General features: G+C 37.2%; 25 protein-coding genes and 1 tRNA gene (1 of these 26 only partly in view). 13 read left to right on the plus strand and 13 right to left on the minus strand.

All coding sequences use genetic code 11. The features are described 5' to 3' along the window. Nucleotides 1-90: 90 nt before the first annotated feature. Nucleotides 91-1,230: a DUF3179 domain-containing (seleno)protein gene (locus ACQ334_RS16450; RefSeq protein ID WP_430989345.1), complete on the plus strand. Its 1,140-nt coding sequence runs from the start codon at nucleotides 91-93 to the stop codon at nucleotides 1,228-1,230. Between the two features lie 6 nt (nucleotides 1,231-1,236). Here ACQ334_RS16450 and ACQ334_RS16455 read toward each other — a convergent pair whose 3' ends face one another. From ACQ334_RS16455 to ACQ334_RS16490, 8 genes are all read right to left on the minus strand, one after another. Beyond that, nucleotides 1,237-2,187 carry an alpha/beta hydrolase gene (locus tag ACQ334_RS16455; protein ID WP_430989346.1) on the minus strand — a complete coding sequence of 317 codons (951 nt, stop codon included), beginning with the start codon at nucleotides 2,185-2,187 and terminating at the stop codon, nucleotides 1,237-1,239. Nucleotides 2,188-2,210: 23 nt separating this feature from the next. Continuing rightward, nucleotides 2,211-2,630 carry a DUF3830 family protein gene (locus tag ACQ334_RS16460; protein ID WP_430989347.1) on the minus strand — a complete coding sequence of 140 codons (420 nt, stop codon included), beginning with the start codon at nucleotides 2,628-2,630 and terminating at the stop codon, nucleotides 2,211-2,213. Between the two features lie 2 nt (nucleotides 2,631-2,632). After that, entirely contained in the window at nucleotides 2,633-3,082 is a 450-nt protein-coding gene (locus tag ACQ334_RS16465; protein ID WP_430989348.1) for a DUF1905 domain-containing protein, read from the minus strand. Nucleotides 3,083-3,090: 8 nt separating this feature from the next. After that, the gene (locus ACQ334_RS16470) at nucleotides 3,091-3,471 is read right to left on the minus strand and encodes a YciI family protein (RefSeq protein ID WP_430989349.1); all 381 of its coding nucleotides are present in this window, start codon (nucleotides 3,469-3,471) and stop codon (nucleotides 3,091-3,093) included. Between the two features lie 255 nt (nucleotides 3,472-3,726). Further along, a complete protein-coding gene (locus ACQ334_RS16475) occupies nucleotides 3,727-4,101 on the minus strand; it encodes a hypothetical protein (RefSeq protein ID WP_430989350.1) in 375 nt (124 codons plus the stop codon). 10 nt (nucleotides 4,102-4,111) lie between these two features. Then, entirely contained in the window at nucleotides 4,112-5,365 is a 1,254-nt protein-coding gene (locus ACQ334_RS16480) for a hypothetical protein (RefSeq protein ID WP_430989351.1), read from the minus strand. A gap of 9 nt (nucleotides 5,366-5,374) precedes the next feature. After that, complete coding sequence (locus ACQ334_RS16485) at nucleotides 5,375-6,709, minus strand: DUF4270 family protein (RefSeq protein ID WP_430989352.1); 1,335 nt, start codon at nucleotides 6,707-6,709, stop codon at nucleotides 5,375-5,377. Nucleotides 6,710-6,843: 134 nt separating this feature from the next. Then, a complete protein-coding gene (locus tag ACQ334_RS16490; RefSeq protein ID WP_430989353.1) occupies nucleotides 6,844-7,872 on the minus strand; it encodes a Kelch repeat-containing protein in 1,029 nt (342 codons plus the stop codon). Between the two features lie 234 nt (nucleotides 7,873-8,106). Here ACQ334_RS16490 and ACQ334_RS16495 point away from each other — a divergent pair, with 234 nt between their 5' ends. Together ACQ334_RS16495 and ACQ334_RS16500 are read left to right on the plus strand one after the other, a co-directional pair. Continuing rightward, complete coding sequence (locus ACQ334_RS16495; protein WP_430989354.1) at nucleotides 8,107-9,297, plus strand: sensor histidine kinase; 1,191 nt, start codon at nucleotides 8,107-8,109, stop codon at nucleotides 9,295-9,297. A gap of 68 nt (nucleotides 9,298-9,365) precedes the next feature. Then, on the plus strand, nucleotides 9,366-10,124 hold the full coding sequence (locus tag ACQ334_RS16500; protein ID WP_430989355.1) for a LytR/AlgR family response regulator transcription factor: 759 nt from the start codon (nucleotides 9,366-9,368) through the stop codon (nucleotides 10,122-10,124). Nucleotides 10,125-10,225: 101 nt separating this feature from the next. On the opposite strand, the gene ACQ334_RS16505 is transcribed toward ACQ334_RS16500, so the two are convergent. From ACQ334_RS16505 to ACQ334_RS16515, 3 genes are all read right to left on the minus strand, one after another. Continuing rightward, a complete protein-coding gene (locus ACQ334_RS16505) occupies nucleotides 10,226-10,702 on the minus strand; it encodes a DinB family protein (protein ID WP_430989356.1) in 477 nt (158 codons plus the stop codon). A 30-nt stretch (nucleotides 10,703-10,732) separates the two neighbouring features. Further along, on the minus strand, nucleotides 10,733-11,473 hold the full coding sequence (locus ACQ334_RS16510) for an SDR family oxidoreductase (RefSeq protein ID WP_430989357.1): 741 nt from the start codon (nucleotides 11,471-11,473) through the stop codon (nucleotides 10,733-10,735). 84 nt (nucleotides 11,474-11,557) lie between these two features. Further along, complete coding sequence (locus ACQ334_RS16515) at nucleotides 11,558-12,148, minus strand: TetR/AcrR family transcriptional regulator (protein WP_430989358.1); 591 nt, start codon at nucleotides 12,146-12,148, stop codon at nucleotides 11,558-11,560. 174 nt (nucleotides 12,149-12,322) lie between these two features. On the opposite strand from ACQ334_RS16515, the gene ACQ334_RS16520 reads away from it, so the two are divergent. Together ACQ334_RS16520 and ACQ334_RS16525 are read left to right on the plus strand one after the other, a co-directional pair. Beyond that, nucleotides 12,323-12,808: a hypothetical protein gene (locus ACQ334_RS16520; RefSeq protein ID WP_430989359.1), complete on the plus strand. Its 486-nt coding sequence runs from the start codon at nucleotides 12,323-12,325 to the stop codon at nucleotides 12,806-12,808. A gap of 18 nt (nucleotides 12,809-12,826) precedes the next feature. After that, nucleotides 12,827-12,997, plus strand: coding sequence for a hypothetical protein (locus tag ACQ334_RS16525; protein WP_430989360.1), 171 nt, complete (start codon nucleotides 12,827-12,829; stop codon nucleotides 12,995-12,997). Between the two features lie 144 nt (nucleotides 12,998-13,141). On the opposite strand, the gene ACQ334_RS16530 is transcribed toward ACQ334_RS16525, so the two are convergent. Beyond that, nucleotides 13,142-13,216, minus strand: a tRNA-Glu gene (locus tag ACQ334_RS16530). A gap of 214 nt (nucleotides 13,217-13,430) precedes the next feature. Here ACQ334_RS16530 and gap point away from each other — a divergent pair. The 7 genes from gap (at nucleotide 13,431) to ACQ334_RS16565 (ending at nucleotide 19,192) form a co-directional block, all read left to right on the plus strand. After that, nucleotides 13,431-14,441, plus strand: coding sequence for a type I glyceraldehyde-3-phosphate dehydrogenase (gene gap, locus ACQ334_RS16535; RefSeq protein ID WP_430989361.1), 1,011 nt, complete (start codon nucleotides 13,431-13,433; stop codon nucleotides 14,439-14,441). Nucleotides 14,442-14,734: 293 nt separating this feature from the next. Beyond that, on the plus strand, nucleotides 14,735-15,955 hold the full coding sequence (locus ACQ334_RS16540) for a phosphoglycerate kinase (RefSeq protein WP_430989362.1): 1,221 nt from the start codon (nucleotides 14,735-14,737) through the stop codon (nucleotides 15,953-15,955). A 181-nt stretch (nucleotides 15,956-16,136) separates the two neighbouring features. Continuing rightward, nucleotides 16,137-16,718, plus strand: a complete 582-nt coding sequence (locus ACQ334_RS16545; RefSeq protein ID WP_430989363.1) for a LemA family protein — start codon at nucleotides 16,137-16,139, stop codon at nucleotides 16,716-16,718. A gap of 5 nt (nucleotides 16,719-16,723) precedes the next feature. Beyond that, entirely contained in the window at nucleotides 16,724-17,323 is a 600-nt protein-coding gene (locus ACQ334_RS16550; RefSeq protein WP_430989364.1) for a LemA family protein, read from the plus strand. A 6-nt stretch (nucleotides 17,324-17,329) separates the two neighbouring features. Beyond that, nucleotides 17,330-17,791, plus strand: coding sequence for a TPM domain-containing protein (locus ACQ334_RS16555; protein ID WP_430989365.1), 462 nt, complete (start codon nucleotides 17,330-17,332; stop codon nucleotides 17,789-17,791). Between the two features lie 11 nt (nucleotides 17,792-17,802). Further along, on the plus strand, nucleotides 17,803-18,597 hold the full coding sequence (locus ACQ334_RS16560) for a TPM domain-containing protein (RefSeq protein ID WP_430989366.1): 795 nt from the start codon (nucleotides 17,803-17,805) through the stop codon (nucleotides 18,595-18,597). A 10-nt stretch (nucleotides 18,598-18,607) separates the two neighbouring features. Then, the gene (locus ACQ334_RS16565) at nucleotides 18,608-19,192 is read left to right on the plus strand and encodes a TPM domain-containing protein (protein ID WP_430989367.1); all 585 of its coding nucleotides are present in this window, start codon (nucleotides 18,608-18,610) and stop codon (nucleotides 19,190-19,192) included. Nucleotides 19,193-19,240: 48 nt separating this feature from the next. Here the strand turns inward: ACQ334_RS16565 and ACQ334_RS16570 are convergent, their stop codons facing one another. After that, nucleotides 19,241-21,685: a M1 family metallopeptidase gene (locus ACQ334_RS16570; RefSeq protein ID WP_430989368.1), complete on the minus strand. Its 2,445-nt coding sequence runs from the start codon at nucleotides 21,683-21,685 to the stop codon at nucleotides 19,241-19,243. 187 nt (nucleotides 21,686-21,872) lie between these two features. Here ACQ334_RS16570 and ACQ334_RS16575 point away from each other — a divergent pair, with 187 nt between their 5' ends. Continuing rightward, nucleotides 21,873-22,738: the 5' portion of a DUF4476 domain-containing protein gene (locus tag ACQ334_RS16575; RefSeq protein WP_430989369.1), read on the plus strand. It continues 589 nt past the right edge of the window; the window shows 866 of its 1,455 coding nt (coding positions 1-866); it begins with the start codon at nucleotides 21,873-21,875; the stop codon falls past the right edge of the window.

The following is a 22,738-nucleotide window of genomic DNA, read 5'->3' on the forward strand; positions in this document are numbered from 1 at the left end:
ATCAGTTTTTATTTTGGAAACAATGAATCGTATAAACGTTAGCCCTGCTTATTAAAGCAGGGCAGGTTTATAGGATTCAATACATTAAGTATGAAAAAATTATTCTACTTCGGCTTGATTGGCCTGCTGCTTTTTGAAGTAGCCAATGTATATTTTATTATGCCGATGCCGGGCAGTCAGAAAATGGATAGCATTGATGTGGCGTATTTTTTATACAAATGGCGTTGGGTATTCAGAAATGCATTTGTATTGCTGCTGCTTATAGGTTTATTTAAAGCTCAGTGGAAACGCAAATGGACAGTGGCTATACCAATATTGATTGCAGGTGCTGCTATTTATATGGCCAATTTTGTAATGGCAGCTGATCATATGTTTTACCAACCTAAAGATGTGTTGATGGTAAACGCTGCAGATAACATTGTAGATACTAACCGCCTGGTGATTGGTATTGCAAATAATGGTGAAGCCAAAGCCTACCCGATAAGATTTTTAGGCTATCATCACCAGGTGCAGGATACGATTGGTGGAAAACCGGTGATCGTAACCTATTGTACCGTATGCCGCACAGGCCGTGTGTATGAACCTTTGGTAAATGGAAAGCCTGAACAATTTCGTTTGGTAGGAATGGATCATTTTAATGCGATGTTTGAAGATGCCACTACTAAAAGCTGGTGGCGGCAGGTTACCGGCGAAGCTATTACGGGTAAATTAAAAGGACAAATGTTGCCCGAATTTTTCTGTACGCAAACTTCATTGTCGCAATGGCTGCAGTTGAACCCTAATTCACTGGTCATGCAACCGGATCCTGCTTTTATAGAGGATTACGATACCACTTTAAAATACGAATCTGGGAAAAGTAAAAGCAAATTAACAGGTACGGATAGCCTGAGTTGGAAAGATAAATCATGGGTGGTAGGCGTAAGGGCCGGAGCTGTAAAAAAAGCATACGATTGGAATAAATTAAAAACAGCAAGAATTATCAATGATAAAGTAGGCAATAAAAATATTGTGCTGGTACTGGCGAATGACGATAAAAGTTTTTTTGCTTTTGAAAACCCGGATGCAGCAAACCATTTCACTTTGTATAATGATACATTATTGCTCAATAATCTTCAGTACAGTATTAACGGAAAAGCTATAGGTGGTAACGCAAGCTTAAAACCATTGCCTGCCTACCAGGAGTTCTGGCATAGTTGGCGAACTTTTAATGCAGGCACTTTGCAGTATTGAATATATTTATTTCTCAGTTGATGTTAAAAAAAATTTGATATCTGCAATCCATTGCGCCTTATAGTTGGTTAAATAATTTTCATGCCCTGCAAGCGGATAAGTTTTTAATGCTTTAGTACATTGCAGGTTAGCATAAATTTCATCAATTTCTTCACGGCTTACATTTTTATCCTGTTCCCCATACAGCAACAGGGTAGGGCAGTGTATTGTTTTGGCATATTCTATGGGGTTGTGACCGAATGCCCAGAAATTATTTTCAACGCCTCCCCAAAATACAAGCAATGCTGCCATTGGAAATGACGGTACTTTCATAGACTTGAATCTTGCACAAGTGGTTTTATACATCGAACCAAAAGGGCATTCAATCATTATACCTGCCGGGTTCATTTGATAATCATTAATGGCTTTCATTATAGCCACTGCACCAAGGGAAGTGCCAAATAAATAAATTTTTGTTTCGCCTTGTTGTACTAAATAATCAAATGCTGTTTTTACCTCTGCGGCTTCTTTAAAACCAATGGTAGTTTGATTACCTTCTGAACCGCCACTGCCCATAAAGTCGACTAAAAAAGTACTATAGCCCTGCCTGATAAATTCATCTGACTTATCAATCAGTGAAGATTTTTCGCCACTATAGCCATGAAATAAAATAATAGTGCCTTTGGAACTATCTGTTTTTATACTCCAGCACGAAATCTTTTTGTTGCTTTGTAATTGTATGGTTTCAAACTTTTGTGATGGTATTGCAACATTCTCCGGCCTTGGATTATTTACACCAAAAAATAAAGCCTGAACTTTGTCGGAGAAAGATAGTTTATCAGGGCTTTTGGTTTTTGCTGTACCTGTAGTTGTAAAATGGGTAAACTTGTAGGCATGTAAAGCCGCAACAATATTCATCAGAATAAAAACAATTACTATTGACCAGAGTACTCTTTTTTTTAATTTTTTATTTTTCATAAAGGCTACTTGTTACCGGAGTTTTATCGATGCATCTTTTCAAAATACAATTCCTGTTCACCCTGCTTCCATATACTTTCACCTAAAGCCTGCAGGAGTAACAGGTCTTCATCAAAAACTTTTGCAAAAATATTACAGCAATCCAATCCTTTTCCTTCTCCATAATAAATGCCCATGCAACCTGAAGTTTTTGCCCGGGTTGGTTGCAAGGGGCCAATCACCACTTCACCTGGTATGGTGAAAACAGAAGCGTTCTCCTGGATGATATCTAACACCGGTGCATTGTCTATCCAGAATTCCTGCCCCGAAACTCGGGCATGAAAAAATATTCTGCTGAAAGGGAGTTGCTCGTCAAATGCCAATACTGTTACTGGTGCCATTTCAGTATAATAACCAAACCGGATGATGCTCCCGTTTTTTGTTGTAATGATAAAGCCTTTCATCTTTATTTTTTTTCTTTTAAAGCAGTAATCACTTTTTCAATATTTCTTTTCAATGCGTCATCAGTTTTTAAGAAGCCAAGATAGCGTAATATTTCTTTTTGCCTGTAAGGAGTAAGTGTATTAAATGCCTGTAGTAAGCCATTCTTTATTAATTGTTTTCTTAAGGCCGGCGGTATTAGGAATTCCGGAGGTTCAGAATTTTGTTCGATTGTGAATGTTACAGTATCGCCAGGTTTTACAGTTGCACCATTTAGCATCAGGCCATTTACGTACAATCGGTAAGCCTTATTTTTTACAGGCACTAAAGTTTGAATAAAAGGATAGGCTTCTATTGTACCCTTTACAGGAATATAGCCTTTGCTTGCTGTCATACCTGAAGTAATATGTAGTGGAACTTCCACGCATTGGTTGATGCCCACTTTATAAATAGTTGCAGTAAAAGAAAATTTCATTGCACTCATTACTTTGTTGGATACACAAAGGCGGTTTCTCTTTCTTTGGTTTTTATTGGCCTTACTTCAATTGTTGCCGAAGGTACATACTCAAATTCGGGATTGTCTTTGGCAATATGTATTGCTTCAGCAATATCATCAGCAACAATGTGATAATAGCCAACTTGTATTTCTCCATTAACTTTAACGGGCTGCTCCAGCCAGTCGTTACTTGTCTTGCTAACTATAAACCCCTCTCTGATCAATGGCTGCGCTGCAATTAATTTACCCTGGCTTTTTAAAATACCAATATACACTTCACACTTTTTTATAAAAGCAAGGTGTTCTTCGGCTGTTAACGATGCTTTGGCATCACTCTGGTTGCGGATGAGTAGCATGAATTCTTTCATGGTTGTATATTTTATCTTTACAAAGATGCCAGTATACAAGAATAATGTGATTTTTTTACTGGCAGATACAGGTTACAGCATTTTGCACCCGTTTAAAATATTACGTAAAAGGCAAACCGGAATGAAGGAGCAAATCTGTGTAAATGCAAAGTAACATTTTTTGATTTATTTCCTGCAAATAAACGGGAATGACTTTAAGAAGTTAATGCAAAAGAGTGTGACAGAGAATATTGCAGTAATTAAAAGCAGGATATTTTATGCCGTAGCCCGTACCCAGTTGATCGCTATATCCATCACAAACATACGGTTGAGTTTTAACACGATCTTGTTGCTGTTGTGTTTATCGAATTTTATTTTTACAAACGCAGGCTTACCATCAGTTACGGCATAAATAACACCTTCGTATCTTTTTTTACGGGAGTTGTAAGAAAGTTTTTTTAAAATTATATAACCAATACTATCTGTTTTTCTTTCTGAAGATTTTATAGCTGCAACAAATTGATTATCGTCGGTTTCTTTTATTTCATACACACGGCTACTATCGGAAGAATACCATAACCCGGTTAATTTTTGTGCCTGTATTGTATTTATGCACATGATAGTGAGAAATAAAAAAAATATTTTTTTCATAGATTGAATTTTAATTGTACCTGCCAAATCTTTTGGTGCCATACCAGATATCTTTTAAAGTAAGCCCAACATGAAACTGCACATAATTTTCTTTTATCTGGTTTAAGGAGGAGGAACCCCTCTTGCCCACTTCAATGCCTGCGCTTGCAGATAGCAAACGGGAAAGATTTTTTCCACCTCCAAATGTTACTCCATAATCATTGATGTGCTGGTTATTGATCACTAAATAAGACTGCTCCATTTTTACACCCCACCCCAGGTAATACTTTTCTATTACATAATCGGGGGTACTTACTCTCTTGCTGTATTCCATACCTGCACTAAGGCCGTAGGCATCTTTGGTATAGCTGTTTTGATAATATAATTTTTGCGTAGACCACTTGTTATAACTGCCCTGCAAATGCAATGATAAACCACTGTTATTTGCAATACTATATCCTACCCCTAAGGAAACAGGAAGTTTAAACTCAATATTTACATGATCAGAGGTTTTGATGATGGCACTGCTTTCTGTATAATCGGTGGTGTTCTGCCCTTTTAATTTTGTAAATGCAGATGCCGTTAAGCCAATGGTATGCTGCCATTTTTTTCCTGCTTTGGTGTAGTATTGCAATCCTCCCTGCAAGCCGGCAGCATTATAAAATTTATTTTCATTTTTTATTACATCAAGGCCAATTACAGAGTTGTAATATTCCGTTGTGTTTTGCATTGCACCAAACAACCACGATGCTGTTGCTCCAATAGAAAAATGTTTTTTATATTCTTTGGCAATTGAAAAATAAGATTGATAAATACCGCCACTACCATCGGCAGATTTGATAAGATCGGTATTGCCATCATTAAGTGCAGTGGTGGTAACATACTTGTAGTTGGCACTGCTATAAGGTTTTAGCCCAAATGCAAAAGCAACAGTAGGAGTTACTTTAAAAGCAATGGTAGCCCTCTTGATAATAAAATCTTTTGAAGGTAATGTCAAAGTGTCGGCACCAGGTAATTTAAATTTGCTTACTCTCCCTCTGAATGAAAAATCTAAATTGATTGCCTTGTATGGCATTACAGTAAGGGAAGCAGGATTGGAAAAATTATAAAAACCAACTTCTCTTCTTGAAACTGCTGCACTGCCCGAAGCACTGTACCTGCCGTAATCATTGTTTTCAATATCACCAATACCCAGGATAGAATAAGGAGAAGAAACATTTTGTGCACCTGCCTTTGCACTCAGCAGTAACACAAAACAACACAGGATAAAATATTTTTGAATCATAGCGGTAATTTATAAGCCCAGCACATACAATTTTAACTGTATGGGCTTGTTATTGTTTTGATCATTTACTATTAATCTCTGTAAACCTCCATCCTGGTAACCCAGCGATGGATAAAGAAATAATGCAGAAGTGGATGACTGTCCTTCACTGATTTTAGTATCAATGAATTTGGTGATATCGAAACTGTAATAAGTGTTTTCATTGTACAGATTATCTACTATAAGATTGCCCGTTTGCAATGCAGGGTTAGTGCCATCGTCATATACTGCAGATAGCAACTCATTACCCTGGTCGGTACCATACATGTTTAATGTTTGAGGTAAATGATAAGGATAGCTTGACGACCTGGCATCAGGTTTTATCACCAATATTGCTTTCACCACTTTTACATACGGATGTAATTCTTTTAAACTTAACAAAGTGGGAAATGAAACTTTTATACAGGCACCCAGGTTGCTATTTAAAAAAGATTGATTACCCGACGTTGTACTTGTAATTACCTGCGTTTTTTTATTAATGAAAGAAGAGAAATTGCTATTCGTAAATCTGAATCCGATAGTATTGAACTGCTTTGCAATTTCATATCTGAAGTCCAGCGTTTTTGCCTGTGGCGATGTGCCATTCTGATGATAGTTCAGCCTGAGCATCACCGAGTCTGCATCAGACGTAAAATATGCCAGCGAATTGGTGACTACAGAATCTGTAGTGATATAAATGCCTTTGAAATAATTGATGAAATTTTCCTGCGTGGTAATATCAAGATCATTGCTTTTAAATTTTGAAAGCAATTCCTGCCCTAACGCATCAGAAAGTTTTACGCTTACCGCAGTACCGGATTTGCTGTTCAGGTTTATTGTTTGTTGCCCGATCATTACCGGGTTATAATTAAAGGCAGTAGTGTTGTAATACGTATCAGAGTTATCGTCTGTTCTGATATTTTGTGTTAACCGGAATACATTAATTTTTACAGGTTTGGTGCTATCACCATAAAATTCACCGGATGGCTTTATCAATAATTGCAATGAATCAAACAGGATTGTTTCTGTTACATTCAGTAATGGATTAGTGGCAGGTAAATTGATTTGAGTATATGAACCCGCCTTAACTACACCAAAAACAGAATCGTAATGATAGCCAATACTTAATACCTGGTGGCCAGAGGTGATAAATGAATCGGGTTTGTAAGTGGCAATATCTGTTTTGTAATTATCAAAATAAGTAATGTTAGGGTCAGATGTGGAAGGTGTTGCTCCAAAGGTAATATCTACTTTGTCGCAGGAGGCCAATGTAAGCGTTAGCACAAACAAGCAAAAATAATTGAGAGGATGTTTGTGAAATGTCATGTTCAGTATTTTGAGTTAATTAGTAAAAAGAAGAAAGAAAAATGGGGTATCTCCTGAATTGTATTTCATCAATACCCCATAAACAAAACCTCATGCCCAGATTTTGCCATGCTAAAAAAACACGGCTTTAAAAATTAGTTATCATTTGTATTTACGGCATCGTTTGGAAAAAACTTCCACAGGTCATCAAAACGGGTAGAGCTGTTATTGCCTGTTGTTATATAACCCTGGTTTTTTACGGTAAAAGAAAGGGCGCCTTCTCTTGCAGTGCCTTCAAAAGTTGTTTTTTCTGCCCAGGTATCATTGGCAATATCATATTCCCAGGTGGTACCAATAATACCGCTTCTGTTACCAGTGGTGAGGTACGCTTTGTTATCCATAATAAAAGCCGTGGCATTACTTCTTGTAATGTAAGTAGCATACAGGTCATCATACGTGTCATCACTCACGCTCGTGATCTTTCTTTTTTCTGTCCACGAATTGGCTGAAGGATCATATACCCAGAAATCATTGAGATAGCTGCCATTATTAATGCCTGTTACTACATAAGCTTTGCTGTTGTAAACAAATGCCACAGCATCCATTCTTTTATCTCCGGTTAAACTGGCAAGCTGTGTCCAGGTGTTTGTTGCAGGATTATATTGCCAGAGGTCTTTAAGATAATTGCCGTCATATCCCGTACATACGTATCCGTTATTATTGATAGAAAACGCCACTGCGCCATATCTTGCTGTACCGCCAAAGTTGGCAATTTGTTTCCAGGAGTTTGTTGCAGGATTGAATTCCCAAAAATCATTCAGTTTGTTGATGCCGTCAAAACCGGTGCCCACATAACCTTTGCTATTTGCTGCAAACGCAACCGCACTGTTGCGTGCCACACCAGGAAAGTCAGCTCTTCTTAACCAGGTAGCAGTAGTTTGATTGTATACCCAAAAATCACTCAGCCTGTTGGTGCCATCATACCCGCCGCCAATATATACACTGTCGCCAATAGTAAAAGTTACGGCTTCTGTTCTGCCCACACCTTCAAATTCCGATCCCCTTGCCCAGTTGCCCACAATGGTAGTGGTATCGCTGCTGCTGGATTTACTGCAGGAGCTCATTACAGCTACCAGCACTAATAAAATAAAACTAAATTGAAAATAGGTTTTGTTTTTTTGCATACACATGTTTTTTTTCAATGCAAATATTTTTCTAAACCTGTTAAAGAAAATGTTAAAGGGATCAAGGATGGCAAAACTATCGGTGAAATGGACAAATCTCCCGTCGAAATTACAAGGGTAAGAATACTCTTTTTTTACTTAAAATACTTTAACAATACAAAACGTTAAAACAACGTTGTAAATTTTTTTTAATAATAATGCTAACACAAATTTGCCGCTTGTTTAATAACTGCTATGATAGAATTAGTAAAAGAAAAGAAAATACTCAACAGGCTCATTATATTGATATTGGTTACCATTCCTTTGTTTGGGTTATTAGGTGGCACCCCGTTCCTTACATTTAATTTCAGGGAGCTGAGCAATTTTTTGCCAGGCATTTATTTTGTCGCTATTATCACTTTATTGTTCTGGATACTTAATATTGGCCTTTTGCTACTGGCAGAAAAAGTGCCTTTTCTGAAAAAAATATTTCTGCGTGCTGCAATCAGCATAGTTGTGGGAATAGCACTATCAACTACTATTTTTCATTATTTCAGGCTCAACAATCCTCCGCCATTCCGAATAGAAGCGAAGGATGCCGATGGTGACAAAATAATAAGTTTTGGAATAGGAGATAAGGCAAAAGCATTTAAGTTCTCTCTGGCCGATTCAAATTTTGTTCCCATTGAACGTCCGGTATTCAGGCAACAATCAAACCATTTTTTTTTCTTTCCGCAAATAGTCCGTTCATTAACCATCAATCTCATCATTCTTACTTTATGTGAGCTGGTGTTTTTGTATTTCAGAAAACAAAAAATAGAAAGTGAAAATGCCCGTTTAAAACAGTTTAACCTGGAAGCAAAGAACAACCAGCTTAAAATGCAATTACATCCGCATTTTTTATTCAACTCCTTAAATACTTTACGTTTGTTATTAAAAAAAGATGCTGATAAAGCTGAGGATTATTTATTGAAATTATCGGAGATGCTGCGTTTTTCTACCACCTCTGCTTTGCATGATATGGTAGATGTGGAAGATGAATTAAAACTTTGCCTGAGCTATTTGCAAATGCAGAAAGTGCGTTTTGGAGAGATGTTGCATTTTTCTATTGTTAACCCCCAATTGCATGATGCAAAAGGCAAATTGCCAGTATACTCTTTACAATTACTGGCTGAAAATGCAATCAAACACAATTCATTTACTAATGAATCGCCGCTTACAATTTTTATTGATTACAATACTATCACAAATGTAATTATTGTTAAAAATAAAATTCAGGCCAAGCGCATGATGGAAGTAACCACAAAAGTAGGATTGAAAAACCTGGAAGAACGCTATAGACTATTAAGTAACGAAAGCATAACAATTGTTAATGATGGATATGAATTTTCGGTAAAAATAAAAATATTACCACCCAACCAAAGAGGAGCAGAAGTAATCATTTAATGTAAATGACCCCGGTACCCCGGATAACTAATAAGCCAGCTAACTAATTAACAAATAAACTAACTCCCATGAATGTCGTTTTAATTGAAGATGAAAAACTAGTCTCCGAAGATTTATCAGATATCTTACTTTCTTTAGATGACGATATCAATATCAGCCAAACCATCAGCTCAGTAAAGGAAGCGGTAAGCTATTTTAAAAATCACGACTCGCCGCAATTAATTTTCAGCGACATACAATTAGGGGATGGGTATAGTTTTGAAATTTTTAAAGAACTACAAACTACCACACCGGTAATTTATTGTACCGCTTTTAATCAGCATGCTTTGCAGGCTTTTGAAAATAATGGTATTGCTTATGTGTTGAAGCCTTATTCTAAAAATACTATTAAGCAGGCATTGGATAAATACCAGTCACTTAAAAAAACATTCGGTCAGCAACAACAGGTCAACTACGATAATTTATTAGCTGCTATTACCGGGCAAACCATAAAACCGCAGACGCTATTGGTAAATTTTAAGAATAAAATAATACCCATAAAAATTGCTGATGTAGCTTTTTTTACGATAGAAAATAAAGCTACATCATTGGTAACTTTACACAATCAGCAATTTGCTATCAGTCAAACATTAGACGAGTTGGAAGAAATTTGCGGCAACGCTTTCTTTCGTGCCAACCGCCAGTTTTTAATTAATAAAGCCAGTGTAAAAGAAGTGTTGCATTATGGACTAAGGAAATTATTTGTCAACCTTTCTGTAGAAACACATGAAGAAGTGGTGATCAATAAAGTAAAGATCACTCCTTTTTTAAATTGGTTGAAAGAGTAAGCGATAGCACCCTTTTATTCTAACCACAATAAGGTATTTCTAAAATGAGAAAGCACCGGTAGCAATTACTACCGGTGCTTTCTCATTTACAACATTACAATTTATGCGTTCAATAAATTGATCTGTCCTCTGTGATAACTCTGGTGATTCGTTCTGCCAATCAATACATTCAATTTATTACGTAGTGGTTCTTTAGCAAAATCTTCATCTGATACAGCACTATGTCTCGATAACCAGTCTGCTGTAGTCATCTTACTGAAATGATCTTGCAATGTGTTGTTCAGTTTTTCCCAATCATTTTTTAATGTTGCAATAGAAGGAATATCAGCAACTGTTTTATCCGGGCTTTTGGTAAATATTGCTTCATACTGAGGAAATAATTTTTCTCCCAATCCAAACAAAGGCAACATGCCATCATTGCTGGCAATTAAATGCCCGAGTAAATAAATGGGCCGGTTGCGGCCTGGTGCCACTTCTTTCAAATAAGCCTCATCGCCGTATTTAGTAAAAAAGTCGGTCACAGTTTTATTTTGTGCCAGCCAGGCATTGATGATTTGTTGAATGATCTGCTCTGTCATTAGTAATTGTTTTAAAGAAATAAATAAATTTTACCAGGGTAATTCTTCACCAAGGTGTATGAATTTCCCACTCGGGCCGTCTTCACCAACCAATGCTAATTGTACACTGGTTTTAGCACCATCAACAATTGCCATTGGTGCTTCATCACCACCCATATCTGTTTTTACCCAACCCGGGTGTGCAGAGTTTACTTTAATACTTGTACCTTTTAATTCTTCTGCTAATTGTACAGTAAACATGTTTAACGAAGCTTTAGAAGCATTGTAGGAGAGAATACGGAAACCTGCAATAGGGCTGTCTTCCTGCGAATGCACACCAAGTGAGCCTAGTATGCTTGAAAGATTTACAATACGGCCGGCATCACTTTTCTTTAATAATGGAATTAATTCTTTGGTTAAATACACAATACTGAAAAGGTTGGTGTTGAAAATATATTCAAATTCTTCAGCCGAAGTATCTAAATTTCTTGGTTCAAATGCAGTTTTTGGTGCCACACCTGCATTGTTGATCAGGATATCAAGCTTGCCAAATTTTTCGGTAAGATAAGTGGCTGCTGCAGTTCTATCTGCTGCTTTGGTTACATCTAATTGTATGGCATACGCATCAATGCCGGTAGCAATTAATTTTTCTGCAGCAATTTTGGCAGAGCTTAACTGGCGTGCAGCTAATACTACTGTAATACCTTGTTCCCCTAATTGTTTGGCGGTTTCAAAACCAAGGCCACGGTTAGCACCTGTAATAAGGGCTACTTTTTTTTGATTGTTGTTCATTTTATTTGTTTTAGTGTTTGATTTAAAATTTACATATCCGGTTCATAAAATAGACCATTTAGTCTATTTTTAAGCAAAAAAAATTTATTTTATTGCGTATGATTCAATTTCACTTTTTAAAGTGCCGATCAATGTTTTCATTTGCACATTACTGTTAGTTACACGGCAGATCAATATACCCCCTTCCAGTAAAGTGAACATCTTTAAAGCAAATTCATCTGCATTAAAATCTTTTGAAAATTCTTTATTGGCAATGCCATTTTTAATGATGCCTGTAATTAACCGGATTGAATTTTGTACCGCTGTTTTTATTTTATCTTTTATCACCGGGCAACCATCATCCGACTCTACACCAAAGTTCAGTACGGGGCAGCCACCGCTTACCGCTGGTGTTAAGGGAGTTTTGTATGTATCTATCACAGCAAACAATTTCTCTTTTGCAGTATCAGCCGCAGCAACAAGCGCACTTGTTTTACCGCATACTGTTTGCATCAGGTAATCTACTGCCGCATGCGAAAGCGCTTCTTTATTTTCAAAATGACTGTACAAACAACCCTTAGCCAGCTTGGTAGCTTTCAACACATCATCAATAGATGTACCTGCAATTCCCTTTTCATTAAAGATAGGAGCGGCCTGTTCTATGATAAATTGTTTGGTTCTTTCTGCTTTGGTCATTACTGTTTTGCTTTCAGTATGTAAAATTAGACCGTTTGGTCTAATTTGCAAAATTTATTTTGCAAATATTTTCTGCACGTATTTTTTAAGCTTATTTGTAAGTATTTAAAATGTTGATCAACTCAATAAAAATTATTTGTATTCTGGCAACTCATAGTTATCTAAACCAGACTTATGAGTATGAAGCATAGCTATACTCTCAGGAATGCCATTCGCTTTAACCCTACCGGTAAAAAATATAATGCTATTGCCAGTATAGCATCTATAAAAGAGATAAGGCAGCATAAAGAATATTTTGAGTTTGACTTTGAAAAATTAGCAAAGGAGGGTGTGATTTACAAAATTTGCAAAGAAAACGATGATGATATTATCCTTGGTTTAGTGGCTGTAAAACTGAGTAAGGGGGTTTTGGATTGTGCAAACATGGAGACAAATAAAATAAATAAGACCCCGGTATGCTTACACGATGGTATTGGGAAATCTATTATAGCTTTATGTTGTAAAATATCTTTTGATATGGGTACAGACGGCTTTATTAGTTTTGAAGCAAAGAATAAACTCATGCCTTATTACAGGCGTTTTGGAGCTCAGCATTTAAGAGGATTACGCATGTTTATAGATACTGAGAATGCTAAAAAATTAGTTGATTTATACTTCTGAAATTCTTAAATTTACATTATGAAAAAAGTTGCAAAAAAAGAGATAAGTCATGATGAAACTACAATCGGCGGCGCTTGCATGAGCGGTAAGTTCATGACTAAAAAGGAAGAGCAGGAAACCGCTGTTTTTATTGAAAAATACAAAGCAGATAAAATAGCAAAGCAGCCAAAAAGGGTATTAACTAAATAAATTCGTTCCATTATATTTCATTTCCACCCTGCATCTTGCAGGGTTTTTTATTAAAATCTCCACCTCAACTTTCCAAAAACAAAAAAGCCTTTCAAATCTGAAAGGCTTTTCCTTGAAGCTAATTCCTTGCGGCTTGTAGCTTTTTGGTACCACGTACGGGATTCGAACCCGTGATTCCTCCGTGAAAGGGAGGCGTCTTAACCCCTTGACCAACGCGGCATCTTTTATTAAAGGACGGCAAAGATAACGTGTGGCAGTTTTTCAGCCAAATATTTTAAGAAAAACGGGCATAAATATTTTTAAATCGTTTGCGGTGGGTAAAACCGCTTTTATGCACAAAGCCCTAAACATCAAAATAATTGGATAATATATGTGCTACATATTGTAATTTTGCGGTCTCAAATTAAAAATTACAAAATCTTAAATTCCAGTTATGAGTACAGTTAAAGTTGCAATCAATGGTTTTGGACGTATCGGCCGTTTGGTGTTCCGTCAGATTTATAACATGCAGGGTATTGATGTAGTGGCGATCAATGATTTAACCAGTCCCGCAGTACTGGCTCATTTATTAAAGTACGATAGTGCACAGGGCCGCTTTGGTCAAACTGTTACACATACCGAAAATTCGATCATAGTAGATGGTCACGAAGTAAAAATATACGCACAAAAAGATCCGGCTCAGATTCCATGGGGAACACATAATGTAGATGTAGTAATTGAAAGTACCGGCTTTTTTACTGATAAGGCAAAAGCAGAAGCACATTTAACCGCAGGTGCAAAACGTGTGGTGATCTCTGCACCGGCAACAGGCGATTTAAAAACAGTGGTATTTAATGTAAACCACGCTATCCTTGATGGTACAGAAACTATTATCAGCTGCGCCAGCTGCACTACCAACTGTTTGGCGCCAATGGCAAAAGTATTAGATGAAAAATATGGTATCATCACTGGTTTAATGAGCACTATTCATGCTTATACCAATGACCAGAATACATTGGATGCACCTCATCCAAAAGGTGATTTGCGCAGGGCAAGAGCAGCAGCACAGAATATTGTTCCTAACAGCACCGGAGCTGCAAAAGCAATCGGACTGGTTTTACCTAACTTAAAAGGTAAATTAGATGGTGGCGCACAAAGGGTGCCTGTTATTACTGGTAGCGTAACTGAATTATATAGTGTTTTAGGAAAAGATGTAACTGCCGAAGAAGTAAATGCAGCGATGAAAGCCGCAGCTAACGAAAGCTTTGGTTACAATGAAGATGAAATTGTTAGCAGCGATGTTATCGGTATCACTTACGGTAGTTTATTTGATGCTACACAAACCCGTGTTATTAAAACCGGCGACAAACAACTGGTAAAAACAGTAAGCTGGTATGATAATGAAATGAGCTATGTATCACAATTGGTACGTACTGTTCATCATTTCGCAGGATTGATCAAGTAAAAGATGATAGACGAGTCAACAGTTAACTCGGAGAGCATAAATATTAAAATCGCCCCTTCGAGTTCCCTCTCCTCCAGGAGAGGGGTTGGGGTGAGGTCCAATTTTGGGACGAATATTCTATCTTTCTTTAACTTCATTGGCAGAGTTTATCCCGAAAGCATTCGGGCCACTCTTGTACATTAGTTCTTTGTTCAACGTATTAAATACGAGGCTTTCTAAATCTTAGGAAGCCTCGTTTATTTTATAATCTTAAAAAATAAGGTCTCCGCCACCCGGCAGAGACAAAGGTTATTATGAGTACATTTTCCACCCACAACTTCTCCGGCCAAAAAGCCCTGGTACGTGTTGATTTCAACGTGCCACTCGACGAAAATTTCAACATTACAGACGATACAAGAATGTCTGCTACCATTCCTACCATTAAAAAAATACTGGCCGATGGTGGTAAAGTAATTTTAATGAGCCACTTTGGTCGTCCGAAAGGAGGTCCGGAAGATAAATATTCTCTGAAGCATCTGGTAAAACACTTATACGCTTTATTAAACCCTGCCGGAACACCGGAAGATAAAACCACCAACGTTTTCTTTGCAGATGACTGTATTGGCGAACAAGCGCACATCACTGCAAATATGCTCCGTAATGGCGAAGTGTTATTATTAGAGAATTTACGTTTTTACAAGGAAGAAGAAAAAGGCGATGAAGCTTTTGCAGAAAAATTAAGCAAGCTGGGTGATGTATATGTAAATGACGCATTTGGTACAGCGCACAGGGCGCATGCCAGCACTGCGGTAATTGCAAAATTCTTTCCGGCAGATAAAAAAATGTTTGGTTTATTAATGGAAGGCGAAGTAGTGAGCGCAGAAAAAGTATTGCACCAGGCAGAAAAACCATTTACAGCAATCATCGGTGGAGCAAAGGTTTCAGACAAGATTTTGATAATAGAAAATTTATTGCAAAGAGCAACAGATATCATCATTGGCGGAGGTATGGCGTATACTTTCTTAAAGGCAAGAGGAGGCAAGATAGGCGGTTCACTTTGCGAAGACGATCGCTTACAAACAGCCCTGGATATTTTGGCAAAAGCAAAAGAAAAAAACGTTAGCATTCATTTACCTGAGGATTCTGTTATTGCAGATAAGTTTGCAGCGGATGCCAATACCGATGTTCGTCCAAGCGATGCAATTCCTGATGGCTGGATGGGATTGGATATTGGCCCTAAAGCAGTAGGTATCTTCAGCGAAGTGATCAGAAATTCTAAAACCATTTTATGGAATGGTCCCATGGGTGTTTTTGAAATGGAAAAATTTCAGAATGGCACTAAATCTGTTGCGCTTGCCGTTGCAGATGCCACAGCTGCAGGTGCGTTTAGCCTTGTAGGTGGTGGTGATAGCGTGGCTGCGGTAAATCAATTTCATTTAGCAGATAAGGTAAGTTATGTTAGCACCGGCGGCGGCGCCATGCTGGAATATTTTGAAGGGAAAGTATTACCGGGAATTGCTGCAATTAAAGATTAATTACTAAATAACAGGTTGTTGTAAAATATTAGCGCTTCACATTCGTCTGCTTGATAAACGAATGACAAAATTGCAAAGATTAACAACTATTAACGGTTACCTTTCCGTTGATCAAGAATTAATCTTTGTTGTTTAAAATAATTATTACTTTTAACAACTTAACTTTTTAAAATATAAACACATGAAACGTTCAGGTTTAATAATTCTGGCAATTGTTGCTGTATTAGTAATATGGGGTATCTCTACGCAAAGAGGGTTGGTTGGACAGGATGAAAATGTAAAGAATGCATGGAATAAAGTTCAATCTGCTTATCAGCAAAGATCTGACCTTGTAGGCCAATTAGTTAATACTGTAAAAGGGGTGGCTAATTTTGAGCAAAAAACTTTAACTGATGTAATTGAAGCCCGTTCTAAAGCAACTTCTATCAATTTAAAAGCTGATGATCTTACGCCGGAAAACATGGCTAAATTTCAACAGGCACAGGAACAATTGAAAGGCTCTTTAAGCCGTTTATTGGTTGTTGCAGAGCAATATCCGCAATTAAAAGCTACTGAAAATTTCACCAAGTTGCAGGGGCAGTTGGAAGGTATTGAAAATGGTGTAAAAAGCGACAGGAATAATTTTAACGATGCGGTACAAACGTACAATGTAAAAGTGCGTGCTTTTCCCGGAAATATATTAGCTGGCTTATTTGGCTTTAAAACTAAAGAAGGTTTTAAAGCAGATGCCGGAACAGAAAAAGCTCCTGAAGTTAAGTTTTAATAAACATGGCAAATAATCCAGGCAAAAAGTTTTGGCTGACAGCAGTAATCATTATTGCGCTGTTAGCCATTTTCTTTTTTACCAGTTATAATTCAATGGTAAAAAAACAGGAACAGGTAACCAAAACATGGAATAATGTGCAGAGCGATTATCAACGCCGTTTAGACCTGGTACCTAATTTAGTCTCCACTGTAAAAGCATCTTCTGATTACGAAAATCAAACTTTGCTCAAACTGGTAGAAGCACGGGCTAAAGCCGCTCAGTTAAATATTACCGGCGACGCCAGTTACGAAAACTATAAAAAAACAGAAGCTGCCAATGCTGAACTCGTGGCTTCTGCAAATAAAGTGATTGCAGTAATTGAAAAATATCCCGATCTTAAAACCACTACCAGTTTTGTTAGATTGCAGGATCAGTTGGAAGGAACAGAACGGAGAATAAAATTTTCCAGGAATGATTTTAACCAGGCAGTGATGGAATACAATAAAACTGTCCGCTCTTTTCCATCAAGTATTGCAGCAAGTGTATTTGGGTTCAAAGTGAAAGAGGGTTTTCAGGCAGACATGGGAACAGAAAAAGCTCCCGAAATAATTTTTACTAAATAAAATACCGTGGCATTATTTCCTTTTTTTACAAAGAAAAGATTGTTATCAGTTGCTGATGAAGAACTGGTGGTAAATGCCATACGGGCTGCTGAAAAATATACCAGCGGCGAAGTAAGGGTGTATGTAGAAAGCCATTGCAGGTTTGTTGATCCTGTAGACAGGGCAATTGAAGTTTTCTTTGGATTAAAAATGGAGCAAACAGATGATCACAATGGGGTATTGATCTATGTGGCTTTAAAAGATCGTCAGTTAGCGATCTATGGTGATGAAGGGATACATGCAAAAGTGGGCAAAGAGTATTGGCAAAAGGCGGTAAAAGAAATGCTGCAGCATTTTAATAAAGACAATCATGTAGCTGGCCTTTGCGAAACGATTGCAATGATTGGCCAGACATTGCATAATGAATTTCCTTACGAACCCAACGACGATAAAAACGAATTGCCCGACGAAATTGTATTCGGCAAATAATACACTTCTTAATGAAATTTATTAAACATATTTTTTTAGTTCTGGCGGTATTTGTGATGGTACAATCCTTTGGGCAAAATATACCTGGCCGTCCTTCTCCGCAAAGATTGGTAAATGATAATCTGCACTTACTTACAGCAGATCAGGAGCAGGAACTGGAAAAAAAATTAATTGATTTTGATAATCGTTCTTCTACCCAAATAACCATAGTTACTACCGATGATATAGCAGGAATGAATGCGGGTGACTATGCTGTGGAGATTGGGAAAAAATGGGGTGTAGGTAATGCGAATTTTGATAATGGGGTTGTTTTTTTAGTATACAGAAGCAAAGATAATACCACCCGGAAAGTGTTTATAGCTACAGGTACTGGCTTAGAAGATGTGTTGCCGGATTATACCTGTTCGGAAATTGTAAACAACGAAGTAGTTCCCTATTTAAAAGGGCAGGATTATTATGGCGCACTTAATAACGGTACCGAAGCTATTATAAAAGCCACCGAAGGAAAATATACTGCACCCAAAGGGTATAATAGTAAGGGCAGTGGGGGTAAGATTTTTAAAACTATTTTTATTATCATTCTCATTATAATCTTCCTGGCTATTAACTCCAGAGGTGGAGGCGGAGGTTCATATATGAGCCGCAGAGGTTACAGAGGCTTTACCGGTCCTACTATTTGGTGGGGTGGCGGTGGTGGTGGAAGCGGCTGGGGCGGGGGTGGAAGTTCCGGCGACGGTGGAGGTGGTGGATTTGGCGGTTTCGGTGGCGGCGGCTTTGGCGGTGGTGGTGCCGGAGGAGATTGGTAATCTTTGGTATATGTTTCGCAATCTCAATACCTTCTTTACAGCAATTCTTTTTTGCCAGTTCGTTTTTATCTCCTGCAAAGCGAAATCAAAAGCAACTGATAAAGTTACTGTTGCCAGAATGGATGGCACAGATACCATCCTCGTTCAGTTCATGCATCATTTTAATGATACACTTCCTTTACCTGAAAACTATGTAAATGATTATGAAGATGTGTTTACTGATAATCAGGAAGACAGTTTAAATAGTATTATTGCTTCATTCGACAAACAAACCTCCAATCAGATAGCAGTAGTAAGCATTGATACCACAATGACCACAAAGGAGAACTTTGAAGCCCTGACTTTAAAACTGGCAAAAGCATGGGGTGTAGGGCAAAAAGATAAAAATAACGGTATATTGATTGGTATTTCTAAAGGTTATCGAAAGATTCGTATTCAAAATGGATTGGGCATAGAAAAAATATTATCAGACTCCGCAACCAAAGAAATAATTGATACTGGTTTTATTCCTTCTTTTAAAAAAGCTGATTATTTTCAAGGAACTCTGAATGGCGTGAACAACCTGATTCAAAAACTAAATACTATTCAACAATAAAAAAAGCGGCAATAATTTTATTGCCGCTTTTTATTTGAATTCATGGATTTATTTCCACTCGCCCTTAATATAATCTGCAATTTCTGCACCCTTAGCTTTTCCTAATTTATCTAATCCTCCTTTGATAGTAGGATCAACAAACCCTCTGAATTGCTCTGGTACTAAATTTCTGAATTTCATTATCATGTCAATGCCTTTTTTAACATTGGTAAGATTTTGCACTTTTTCAAGATAAGCAGCAAATGTGGCGCTGGCACCAACTTTTTCCTGGCTTAACGGAGATTTATCATAGCTTCCTGCAACAAGATCAAAATCAGCTTCTGTACCATTACTCATAATAATATCAGTTACTGCAGTACTCAGGTCTCCTTTAGCATCTGTGCTGTATTTTTTTGCCAGTGCATATGCATTCGCTGGTTCTAAAGCTGCAAGTCCACCCAATGCGGCACCTGCAACACTGTATGATGAATCACCTACATTAGTTTTAAATAATTGCAGGTATTTAGAATCACCGGTGGCCGCTAAAAATTGCAAAGCCGCAGCTTTTGTTTTTTTATTTTTTTCAATGGCAGCTAATGCTTCAACTGCTTTAACAACATCAGCATCTTTTGCTAGTTTACCGGCAACAATTTTATTGATAGTGTATTCTCTTAATGGCGCATATTTATCTTTTAAACCTTCAGTAAGTTCTTTCATGTTGTTTTTAGCAAAGTATTGCAGTGCTTCTCTTCTGTCTATAAACAACGGAGCATATTTCATTTGATGAATGAAGTTTTCTGCAGTTTTATTATCCTTCTTTTCGCACAACAAAATCTTATCTCCATCCACATTTATCAAATCAGGTTTTTGTGTATAACTGAATGTAAAGGTGTCTATCTGGTTTTCAACCCATACATTATGTCTTACTTTTTGAGCTCCGGTATAAATATCAATGGCAATCGGCAGTTTAAATATTTTGCCGGTGTTTTGTGTCTGCTCAATAATTACAGAAGCTTTACCATCCTTATACACATAATCTATTTTTAATTTAGGATGGCCGTTGCCAAAATACCATTGGTTCCAGTACCAGCTTAAATCCTGCCCGGTAACTTCTTCAAATGCAAGGCGCATCTGGTCCGATTCTCCATTCTTAAATTTATTAGTGTTCAGGTAATTGTTCAGTGATTTAAAGAAAGCATCATCACCTACGTAATTACGCAGCATGTGCAATACACGGCCACCTTTCTGATAACTTACTAAATCAAATACATCTTCTTTATCGCTGTAATAAAATCTTACCAGGTTCTTTTTAGCCGAATTACTATCTGACAGGTATTGCGCCAATCCCTGAAAATTTTCTTCATCTCCTGCATCCTTACCATGTTTGTATTCCATCCATAAAGTCTGGCTGTAATCTGCCATCGATTCATTCACTGTAATATTGCTCCAGCTTTCTGTTGTTACAAGGTCGCCAAACCATTGGTGAAACAACTCATGACAAATAACAGTTTCCCAACTATTGCCTTCAGTTAATTGTCTTGCATTCTGGTACGCACTTTCCTGGTGAAGTGTAGCAGTAGTGTTTTCCATTGCGCCACTTACATAATCCCTGCCTACAATCTGGTTGTATTTCTGCCATGGATATTCCACACCTAACTTATCAGAATAAAATTTCATCATTTCAGGCGTTAAACCAAAAACACCTCTTGCATAAGGCGCTTGTTCTTTTTCTACATAATAACTTACTTCTTTGCCTTTGTAGCTGTCTTTAATAATGGCAAAGTCACCTACACCCATAAAAAATAAATAAGGCGAGTGGGGCAGGTCCATTTTCCAGTAATCTGTACGGGTGCCATCAGCATTTTTCTTCTGGCTGATCAATAGCCCATTACTCAGTGTTACGTATTTAGCTGGTACAGTCATGTAAATTTCATCGGTAGTCTTTTGATTGGGTTTATCAATCGTTGGCATCCATACACTATTGGCTTCGGTTTCACCTTGTGTCCATATCTGTGTCGGCTTGTCTTTATCTTCTCCTGTAGGGTTAATAAAGTATAAACCTTTAGCATCGTTAATAGCAGCACTGCCTTTAACTTTTACTTCATTAGGCTTGCTGGTATAATCAATATATATAGTGTAGTTTTCTCCCGCCTTGTAAGTCTTATCCAGGTTTATCCTTAACTGCCAGCCATCATATGTATATTTTAAAGGAGATTTTGCGGCACCTTTCATCATGGCAATTTCTTTAATGTCCATTCCTTTGGCATCAAGCGTTAAAGAATCGGTGGCATAAAAATGTGGTTTTAAAGTCAGCCACTCTTTACCATACATCCACGCTTTGGCATAATCAAACTTTACATCCAGTTTCGTATGTACCAGGTCATTGATCTTGGTGCTGGTAGCCCTATAGACCTTTTTCCAGCTGGTATCTTTAACTGGAGCAGCATCTTCATCCTGTGCCATCATTAAAAAGGGACTTGCAGTAAGTGCAAGCAAAAAAAACGTTTTCTTCATATGTTATGTTTAAGAGTCAAAAATAAGAGGAGTTTTTACAAAGTGTAGCCAATTTTTATATAAATGGTAAAAGCATTGTATTAATAAGTATTTTTGATAAGGCTTGTAACATGAATTTTCAATTCGTAAGATTGATTTTAAATCTTGTTGTACAGCCCTTTTAATAAATAATAATTCTTTTATTGAGATGAATAAGGTGTATAAAAAAGCATTCTCTTTTCTTTCGGCTATGATCATTTTTTCGCTTAGCTTATCTGCACAACAAAATCATTTCATTTACGTGCAAACCGAAAATAAGCAACCCTTTTATATAAAGCTGGAGAAAAAAATACTCAGCTCTTCAGCTTCAGGTTATCTTATTATACCCAAATTACAGGATGGTAATTATTCAATTACTATCGGTTTTCCAAAAAACGAATGGCCCGAACAGAATGTTACATGTAGTATAAATAAAAAAGATGTAGGGTATTTACTAAAGAATTTTGGCGATAAAGGCTGGGGCTTATTTAATCTGCAAACTATGGATGTGGTCATGTCTGGTACTAAACCCCAAGATAAAATGGCCGCTGCAAATGATACTAAAACGGATATTTTTTCTAATACTCTTTCCAGTGTTGTCAATGATCCTTCTATTCTTAAGAAAACAGAAGAGAAGCCTGCTATAAAGGAAGAAGTGAAACCACCTGTTGAAGTGGTAACAAAAAAAGAAGAGGAATCAAATAAAAACGTTGCTGCTGTCAAAGAGATTCCGGTCATTACAAAACCAGAAGATAAGCCAGTTGCAAAAGAGGAGGTAAAGCCAATAGAAGAAACCATTAAGAAAGAAGAAATTGCAAAACAGCAGGCACCAGGTAAAATAGCCAGGTTATTCAGTATCAGAACTGCAGAAGGAACAGATATGGTGTATACAGATATTGTAAATGGGCAAGCAGACACCATAAGGATTTTTATTCCTGAAGAAAAAAAGGAAGCTGTTGTAGTTACTCAACCTGAGAAAAAGATAGAACCACCCGTAATTGAGATTCCGAAAAAGGAAGAACTTAAGCCGGAAGT

Source organism: Ferruginibacter sp. SUN106 (assembly GCF_050611765.1).
Classification (GTDB): Bacteria; Bacteroidota; Bacteroidia; order Chitinophagales; family Chitinophagaceae; genus Ferruginibacter.

Excerpts from the sequence above, each read along its gene's own strand:
- ACQ334_RS16450 (WP_430989345.1), top strand. The coding sequence starts at position 91 with ATGAAAAAATTATTCTACTTCGGCTTGATTGGCCTGCTGCTTTTTGAA.
- ACQ334_RS16455 (WP_430989346.1), bottom strand. The coding sequence starts at position 2,187 with ATGAAAAATAAAAAATTAAAAAAAAGAGTACTCTGGTCAATAGTAATT.
- ACQ334_RS16460 (WP_430989347.1), bottom strand. The coding sequence starts at position 2,630 with ATGAAAGGCTTTATCATTACAACAAAAAACGGGAGCATCATCCGGTTT.
- ACQ334_RS16465 (WP_430989348.1), bottom strand. The coding sequence starts at position 3,082 with ATGAAATTTTCTTTTACTGCAACTATTTATAAAGTGGGCATCAACCAA.
- ACQ334_RS16470 (WP_430989349.1), bottom strand. The coding sequence starts at position 3,471 with ATGAAAGAATTCATGCTACTCATCCGCAACCAGAGTGATGCCAAAGCA.
- ACQ334_RS16475 (WP_430989350.1), bottom strand. The coding sequence starts at position 4,101 with ATGAAAAAAATATTTTTTTTATTTCTCACTATCATGTGCATAAATACA.
- ACQ334_RS16480 (WP_430989351.1), bottom strand. The coding sequence starts at position 5,365 with ATGATTCAAAAATATTTTATCCTGTGTTGTTTTGTGTTACTGCTGAGT.
- ACQ334_RS16485 (WP_430989352.1), bottom strand. The coding sequence starts at position 6,709 with ATGACATTTCACAAACATCCTCTCAATTATTTTTGCTTGTTTGTGCTA.
- ACQ334_RS16490 (WP_430989353.1), bottom strand. The coding sequence starts at position 7,872 with ATGCAAAAAAACAAAACCTATTTTCAATTTAGTTTTATTTTATTAGTG.
- ACQ334_RS16495 (WP_430989354.1), top strand. The coding sequence starts at position 8,107 with ATGATAGAATTAGTAAAAGAAAAGAAAATACTCAACAGGCTCATTATA.
- ACQ334_RS16500 (WP_430989355.1), top strand. The coding sequence starts at position 9,366 with ATGAATGTCGTTTTAATTGAAGATGAAAAACTAGTCTCCGAAGATTTA.
- ACQ334_RS16505 (WP_430989356.1), bottom strand. The coding sequence starts at position 10,702 with ATGACAGAGCAGATCATTCAACAAATCATCAATGCCTGGCTGGCACAA.
- ACQ334_RS16510 (WP_430989357.1), bottom strand. The coding sequence starts at position 11,473 with ATGAACAACAATCAAAAAAAAGTAGCCCTTATTACAGGTGCTAACCGT.
- ACQ334_RS16515 (WP_430989358.1), bottom strand. The coding sequence starts at position 12,148 with ATGACCAAAGCAGAAAGAACCAAACAATTTATCATAGAACAGGCCGCT.
- ACQ334_RS16520 (WP_430989359.1), top strand. The coding sequence starts at position 12,323 with ATGAGTATGAAGCATAGCTATACTCTCAGGAATGCCATTCGCTTTAAC.
- ACQ334_RS16525 (WP_430989360.1), top strand. The coding sequence starts at position 12,827 with ATGAAAAAAGTTGCAAAAAAAGAGATAAGTCATGATGAAACTACAATC.
- gap (WP_430989361.1), top strand. The coding sequence starts at position 13,431 with ATGAGTACAGTTAAAGTTGCAATCAATGGTTTTGGACGTATCGGCCGT.
- ACQ334_RS16540 (WP_430989362.1), top strand. The coding sequence starts at position 14,735 with ATGAGTACATTTTCCACCCACAACTTCTCCGGCCAAAAAGCCCTGGTA.
- ACQ334_RS16545 (WP_430989363.1), top strand. The coding sequence starts at position 16,137 with ATGAAACGTTCAGGTTTAATAATTCTGGCAATTGTTGCTGTATTAGTA.
- ACQ334_RS16550 (WP_430989364.1), top strand. The coding sequence starts at position 16,724 with ATGGCAAATAATCCAGGCAAAAAGTTTTGGCTGACAGCAGTAATCATT.
- ACQ334_RS16560 (WP_430989366.1), top strand. The coding sequence starts at position 17,803 with ATGAAATTTATTAAACATATTTTTTTAGTTCTGGCGGTATTTGTGATG.
- ACQ334_RS16565 (WP_430989367.1), top strand. The coding sequence starts at position 18,608 with ATGTTTCGCAATCTCAATACCTTCTTTACAGCAATTCTTTTTTGCCAG.
- ACQ334_RS16570 (WP_430989368.1), bottom strand. The coding sequence starts at position 21,685 with ATGAAGAAAACGTTTTTTTTGCTTGCACTTACTGCAAGTCCCTTTTTA.